Genomic DNA, 6725 nt, shown 5'->3' with positions numbered 1-6725 from the left:
TCGCCACCTCTATCCCAAGCATTAGCAGCGACAGTCTACTAGGGCTGGTGGGAGGTGCGATAGCAGGTCAGGCCGCGGTCGCGGTGCGCCCGGTGCGCAGCCCGCGCTCGAGGATCTCGGCGAGGCGGTCGACGTCGGCGGCGTTGTTGTAGACGCCGAAGGAGACCCGCAGTCCGCCCCGGACCGGCGAGAGGCGCACGCCCGCCTCGGTGAGATAGAGCGGCCATGCGGCATCGGTCAGGGCCAGGACGTAGATGTGGCTGCGGCGCTCCCGCTCTCGGGGGCCGACCAAGTCGATACCCAGCCGGTCGAGGTGCTCGATGAGCCGGTCACCGAGGCTGAGCAGGTGTCCGGCGATCGCGGGCATCCCGACGGACTCGATCAAGTCGAGCGCTCCGCCGAGGGCGTGGATGGCGGGCAGGTTGAAGTTGCCTATCTCGAACCGATGCGCATTGGGACGCAGCTCGACGGCCTCGGGGCCGGCGACGAGGTCGGTGCGGGCGTTGGCGACACCGGCGGTGCCGACATAGGTCGGTGCGAGCACGTCGGTGCCCACGGCAGTGTAGAGGAAGCCCAGGCCCTGCGGGATCAGCAGGCCCTTGTGGCTGCCCGCGGACAGGGCCGATACGCCGAGGGCCCCCGCGTCGACCGGCAGCACGCCGACCGACTGCATCGCGTCGAGCACGACCTCGGCACCCACCGAGCGGGCGAGTTCGACGATGCTTTCGACGTCGTTACGCTGGCCGCTGTGGAACATCACGTGCGACAGCGCGATCGCGCGGGTGTTTCCGTCTACGTAGGGGGCGAAGGTCTCGGCGTCGGCCCACTTCTTGTCCTCGGGGATCTGCCGCACCTCCAGGCCGGCCGAGCGCTGCGAGAGCCAGGCGTAGGCGTTGTTCGGGTGCTCGGACTTCAGCATCACCATGTTGTCGCCGGGCTTCCAGCCCAGCCCGTGCGCGGCGATGTTGATGCCTTCAGAGGTGTTCTTCGTGAAAGCGATCTCGTCGGCGCCAACCCCGAGCAGCCTGGCCAGCTGAGCGCGGACCTCCTCGATGCGGGCCAGCCAGCCCGCCTTCGGGCCCGCGGTGTTCTGGGCCTGGTCGTAGAAGGCGTCCAGCTGCGCCCGCACGGGCGTCGACAGCGGGGTCTGGTGAGCGGCGTCGAGGTACAGCATGTTGCCGGTGGCCGGAAAGTGGTTGCGGATTTCGGCGTTGTCGAGAAGGGCCATGGTTGGTCACCTTCGATTCAGGTCATGTGAGCACGGGGTGTCCGCGCCGTCATCTGGGCAACGCGCATCACGCCGACGGCCTCTTGGGGGCCGCTGGCGTAGGTCCGCGAGTGTGCTTGTGAGTGAGGGGGTGTCGGGCAGCGGGCTGCGGCCAGCCCGGTCAGGCAGCGCCGGCGGGAGATGTCCCACCGGCGCTGCCGGAAGCCCGTCCGGACAGGACCGGGTAGTCCTCGTAGTGGCGGGTGGTGGCCTCGATGGCTTTCAGCTCGTCCTTGTTCACGATCGCCTCGACGAGTTGGCGATGCACCTCGAAGGAGAACGCTGCGACGTCGGGGGTGTAGTGCTCGTGCACTAGCCACTGGTCGTCGCGGTGGCGGTCGGTCAGTTCGGTGACCACCCGGATTAGGTAGGCATTGTGGGAGGCTTTCGCCACCAGGATGTGCAAGTCGAGCGTGCTGAGCAGGTAGGACTTGTAGTCCTCCTGTTCCAGATGCTCCTCCAGTTCCGCCACCACCGCCTGCAGTTTGAGCAGGTCCGAGCGGGTGGCCCGGCGGATCGCCATCAGCGCGCTCGACAGCTCGACGGCCTCACGCGCCTCCAGCGCTTCACTGATGGACATGCCCGCTACGAGGCCGGCATCATCCTGGGTTCCGCCCGTCACCATAGGGGGCTCCGCGACAAAGCTCCCCTCGCCGAGCCGGGTCTCTATGTGCCCGGACAGCTGCAGAATCTGCAGCGCCTCGCGGACTGCGGCCCGGCTGACGGAGAACTCGACGGCCAGGTCCCGCTCGGAGGGCAGGCGCGTCCCGGTCTGCCACTCACCGGACCGGGCCCGGGCCAGCAGCCCGTCGACCACCATCTGCGGCTTGCGGACTTTGCCGCCGCGCCCCGGCTCCATCGCTCATCTCCTCATCCTCGGCCCCTCACTGGTCTGACCAGATGGCCTGAACCTTCCTACCTCACACTGGTCATACCACGGTCTGACCAGTGTGGGACCTGGGGAGGCTTGCGGTCAAGGGGCTGCTCCTGGACGGGAATACCCGGGCCGTGAAAACCGGGTCGAGGCTTGTCATGGGAAACTGGAAGATCATCGCGACGTCGCTGCCCGGATCCGGCGCATGCCCTTCTCCGGTGCGCGGCGCAGGTCGCACCCCGGGAAGAGGATCCGACTGCTCGGGTACGAGCACGATCCGCGCGGGTGCATCCGCGTGATGGATAGCGCGGCAGCACTCTTGTCTGAACCGGACTCCCCCGCGCCGCCCAGCATCCGGGCGGCGTCCTGGGAGAATGAGACGCCGTCAACAGCCCTTCACAGCACAGTCCGTATGGTGAAGCTGGTATGCAGATCGACGACCTCGAGCAGCGCCATTGCCTACTCCCCCGCAGGGTCGGCGGAGGCACCGACGTCGAACCGTCCGAGCTCGGCCAGCATCGCGACTCCGGTGCGGATGCCGGCCATGAACCAGTCAAGCGTCAGATTCTCGTTCGGCCCGTGCTGGGACTGATCCGCGTTGCCGCACGGCACGTGGATCGTGGGCATGCCGAGCGTCTTGGTGAACACATAGAGCGGGAGGCTCCCGCCGTTCCCGGGCCACAGCACCGGCTCCTGCCCCTGCGCCGCAATGATCGCCCGGCTAACCGGCTCCACGTACGGGCAGTCGATCGGAGTCTTGGACGGCTCCATACTGCCATCGCTGCGGGTGACGGTGATCCCCGGTGCATGCTTCTGCACGTGGGCGCGTACTTTCGCGAAGATGTCGTCGGCCCGCTGCGCCTCGACCAGCCGGATGTCGCACTTGGCCACGGCTTCGCGTGGCAGCACCGTCTTCGAGCCGGGCCCGTCGTATCCGCCGTGCAGCCCGTTGATGGTGAGGGTCGGCCACGCGATACGCCGCTCAGCGACACTGCGCTCTCTCGGCTCGGCAAGTTCGTCGAACGCGAGGTCGCGCTTCATGGCCTCGACATCGATCTCCAACCGGTCCAGCGCCTCGCGCTCGGCAGCGGTGAGCGGCTGTACGTCGTCGTAGAACCCGTCGATCGTCACGTGCCCACGGGTGTCCTTCATCGTTGCGAGCAACTGCACCAGATCCCACACCGGATCCGGCGCGACCCCTCCCCAATGACCGGAGTGCAGCTCGGTGTTCGCGCCGGTTACCCGGAGCTCGAAGCCCAGATCGCCGCGCACGCCGAGCGAGATCATCGGCCGCCCGCTGGGATCCACCGGCCCGTCACTGATCACCACCAGGTCCGCACTCAGCAGGTCGCCGTGCTCGGCGACGAACGCCGGCATCCGGGGGCTGCCGATCTCCTCCTCGCCCTCGAGCAACACCTTGACATCACAGGGCAGTTGCTCACGGCAGGCCAGAAACGCCTCGATGGCGAGCAACTGTGCGAAGTGCTGCCCCTTGTTGTCGGCCGCACCGCGCGCATAGATCCGGCCGTCCCGGATGGTGGGCTCAAACGGGGGCGAGACCCACCCGTCCGACAGGTCGGCCGGCTGCACGTCATAGTGGCCGTACAGCAGCAGGGTCGGACCGCCGGACCCAGTCCGGTGGCCGAACACCATCGGTGCACCAGCCGTGGGCACAAGCTCGGTGTCCAGGCCGATCTCACGCATGCGGTCGCCGATGTAGCGGGCGACGTCGTCGATGCCCTCGCCGGATGCACTGATGCTCGGCCGGGAAATGTAGTCGAGCAGCCTCTCCACATAACTCTTCTGCCGCTCGTCGACATACGCGAAGATCTCACGCAGACTCTCGGAGACGCTTTCCTGGTTGTCCATCGTGTTACTCCCTATCTATTTATCTCTGCCGTCGGGGTCGAAAGCGACCCTCATGGCGCCGATGAAGTTGGCTGAGAGAATGATCAACGCTATGGCGAGGCGGGGAAGCAAATTGTCTCCTGCCTTGTGGCGAAGACCTCGAATCCGGAACGAAACACAACGAATACGCGGCGATATTCAGGGGTACTCTCTCCCCTTGCTGCACCCCCTGCCTTTGCCCGAGGGGTGGGTACGCAGGCGGTGGCACAGCCGGGTGCGATAACCGGGCTGCATGGCGATCAGCCCGGCCACCGGCAGGATGCCTCAAACAGCTCGGCCGCCTGCGTCCGTACTATTTCCCGGCACCGTCTCCCGCAGCAGACAGCCCCCGCCCGGCAGGCTCGGGATCATCCCGTCGTCAGCGCAGGTCAAGGTGGCGACCAGGAGGCACCCGCGAGCAGCACGCCCAGCAGTACGGCCTGCGCGCCCGTCCGGCGGCCCAGTAGCCGACTTCTCGTGGCGGACGGCACGGTGTTCAACGCCGCCTTCACCGGCTGCCATTCTGAATGATCTTGTCATAAATAGCGCGGGCTTGGTCGAGTACACCGAGGAGATCCTCCAGTTGTCCGGGTTCGGTGAAGGTCCCGACGTCGCGGATGAGCCGCTCGAAGCGGTCTATCCAGTCCAGACACCACGCGGCGTCCTCGCCCCGGGCGACCGATTGGCCAGCCATGTCGACCCAGACTGGACTGGTGTGGGCGTACACGTTCGGACCGAGCACGTCGGGATGGTGGCCGCCGCGGACCACCGCAGCCAGCCACATCGGACCGGTCACCTCGACGAATGCGTCCAGACGTGCCTCCCTCCTGTGGGGCGACACGGTGCGAGTGGCGATCACGCCATCCGGACCGACAATCTCCACTTGCTCCGCACCCACACCGGCGACGCTGACCGTGACCGGAAGGCGAGCGGGGCCATCGAGGGCAATCGTGTCACCCACACCGTGGCCATCGACGTCAAGCTCCAGCCACGGCCCGTTGGTGGCGAACGTCTTCCCAGCACGGACCGCGTCCTGCCAGGATTCGATCGACAGGGGTGCTCCGCCAAGATTGGCGTAGGCACGGGCCCAGCCGGGGGGGTTCGAATAAATCCCGTAACACGACTGGGACAGCATCGTGTCGGTGCCTGCCGTCGCAGCCAGCCGCAGCCCACAGCCCAATAGCCTGTGGTAGAGGTACTGCGTTGCCTCAGTTCCGCTTTCATTGTGGTTGCCGGTGAGATCGACGGAATCCACCAGGCCGAGCGCGGCATCCACGACCAACTCGCGGGCCTGGGAGTTGTGCGCAAAGCCAGAGAAAACCGGTTCGGACGAGCCGTTGACGCCGAGCGGCTTGCTCAGCGGATGGGTATAGCCGACAGTGGCGCCCAGGTCTCGGCACTCTGCGGCGGCAACCGCGTTGGGCGGCCAGTCCTGCGGCTCGTCGGAGCGACGGTGTCCGCTCTGGTATCGCGTCGGTGGCGCGGACAGGTTCAGCGCAGCGAAATGCCCGAGTAGGTCGTTGCGGTATTCGACGCCCCAACGGGCGACCGTGTCATCGCTGGTCCACGGCAAGTCTCGTCCAATGAAATGTTCGAACGCTTCCCGGTCATAGACCAAGGCCGTGTGCCAGTTGGCCGCGAGGAGGTTCATCACGTGCAGCCCTTCGCCCTGTTGCATGCGGGCCGCATCCGGTGGGGCGCACACCAGGTCACCGGAGTAATTCATGTGCACGTGCAGGTCGCCGCCGTACCAGCCGCGTGCGGCTGCGTCGTAGAGCCGAGTCGGGGACAGCGTAACGGTCGCTTCCGTGCCAGCTTGGACGTCGACTTGGCGGCTGACCTGCTGAAACTCGCACCCTCGCGCCACGCGAATCCTCGTCGTGCCAGCTGGCACCCCCAGAGAGATGTCGTTGCCGTGGAAAAACGGGTGCCCGTGATAGTCGTACTTGCGCAACACTCCGTTCGGGAACCACGCGCCACCACGTTGGTCCACCACGGACCACCTAGACGGCGCATCCGACACCAACCTGAGTGTTCCGGTCTCGACCGATTCTGCCGCCCGGACACGGTAGCCGTTCACTACGAGTTCAGGGTCATCCACCTCCACGGTTGCTCCGGACAAGGTCAGCGGCCCCCCTGACCCGTCCACCGTGAACACCTGATAGCGCACCGGCTGGCCGGCTGTGGCAAACGGAGGCGGAGTCCGAACCCTGATTCCGTCCCTGTCCGCAATCGCCAGGCCAGTCGGCAGCGGGTTGGGCAATGCGCGCACGACAAGGTCGATAAGAGCCCGCACACCCTCCCCCGGCGTTTCCCGCTGATTGATCGCCGTGTACAGCTCGCCCTTGATGGACAGCAGTTGGGTTTGTGGACACCAAGACATCAACGCGCTCAGTGCCTTACTCAGAGTCCTCTCGCGGTCATTCCCCCAATCGTGTCCACGCTGAACCAGCAGACCCTGGTACTTCGCGAGCATATCCTTGACGACCGGCGGCATGAGGTCCTCTTCACAGCACATTCGGCGTACGCTCCAATCTGTAGTGCCGTTTGCCCGTGGCATCAGGCCGTAACGGAATCCTTCAACCTCATCCAGGGGCAGCTGCGATGCAGCCCGTTCAGCCCTGATCGATGTTCCGATGGAGCCGAATGACTTCGAGTCCGCTGGTGAGCCCGGCGAGCTCAGCCAGGGGACCATAT

At 66.2% G+C, this 6725-nt stretch carries 4 protein-coding genes and 1 pseudogene; all 5 read right to left on the bottom strand.

The annotated features are described in order from the left end of the window. Nucleotides 1-67: 67 nt before the first annotated feature. The 5 genes and pseudogenes from NP777_RS31495 to NP777_RS31480 all read right to left on the bottom strand — a co-directional run bounded on the left by NP777_RS31495 (nt 68) and on the right by NP777_RS31480 (nt 6546). Nucleotides 68-1228 carry an aminotransferase class V-fold PLP-dependent enzyme gene (locus tag NP777_RS31495; protein WP_256653562.1) on the bottom strand — a complete coding sequence of 387 codons (1161 nt, stop codon included), beginning with the start codon at nt 1226-1228 and terminating at the stop codon, nt 68-70. Between the two features lie 160 nt (nt 1229-1388). Beyond that, nucleotides 1389-2126, bottom strand: coding sequence for a FadR/GntR family transcriptional regulator (locus tag NP777_RS31490; protein ID WP_256653561.1), 738 nt, complete (start codon nt 2124-2126; stop codon nt 1389-1391). A 474-nt stretch (nt 2127-2600) separates the two neighbouring features. After that, complete coding sequence (locus tag NP777_RS31485; protein WP_256653560.1) at nt 2601-4010, bottom strand: M20/M25/M40 family metallo-hydrolase; 1410 nt, start codon at nt 4008-4010, stop codon at nt 2601-2603. A 192-nt stretch (nt 4011-4202) separates the two neighbouring features. Next, nucleotides 4203-4313: pseudogene (locus tag NP777_RS48855) on the bottom strand (IS630 family transposase); the annotation flags it as partial. A 223-nt stretch (nt 4314-4536) separates the two neighbouring features. Continuing rightward, the gene (locus tag NP777_RS31480; protein ID WP_256653559.1) at nt 4537-6546 is read right to left on the bottom strand and encodes a CehA/McbA family metallohydrolase; all 2010 of its coding nucleotides are present in this window, start codon (nt 6544-6546) and stop codon (nt 4537-4539) included. Nucleotides 6547-6725 lie beyond the last annotated feature (179 nt).

Origin of the sequence: Streptomyces rugosispiralis, assembly GCF_024505145.1 — a bacterium.
Classification (GTDB): Bacteria; Actinomycetota; Actinomycetes; order Streptomycetales; family Streptomycetaceae; genus Streptomyces; species Streptomyces rugosispiralis.
This window is presented reverse-complemented; position numbering and strand designations above follow the sequence as displayed.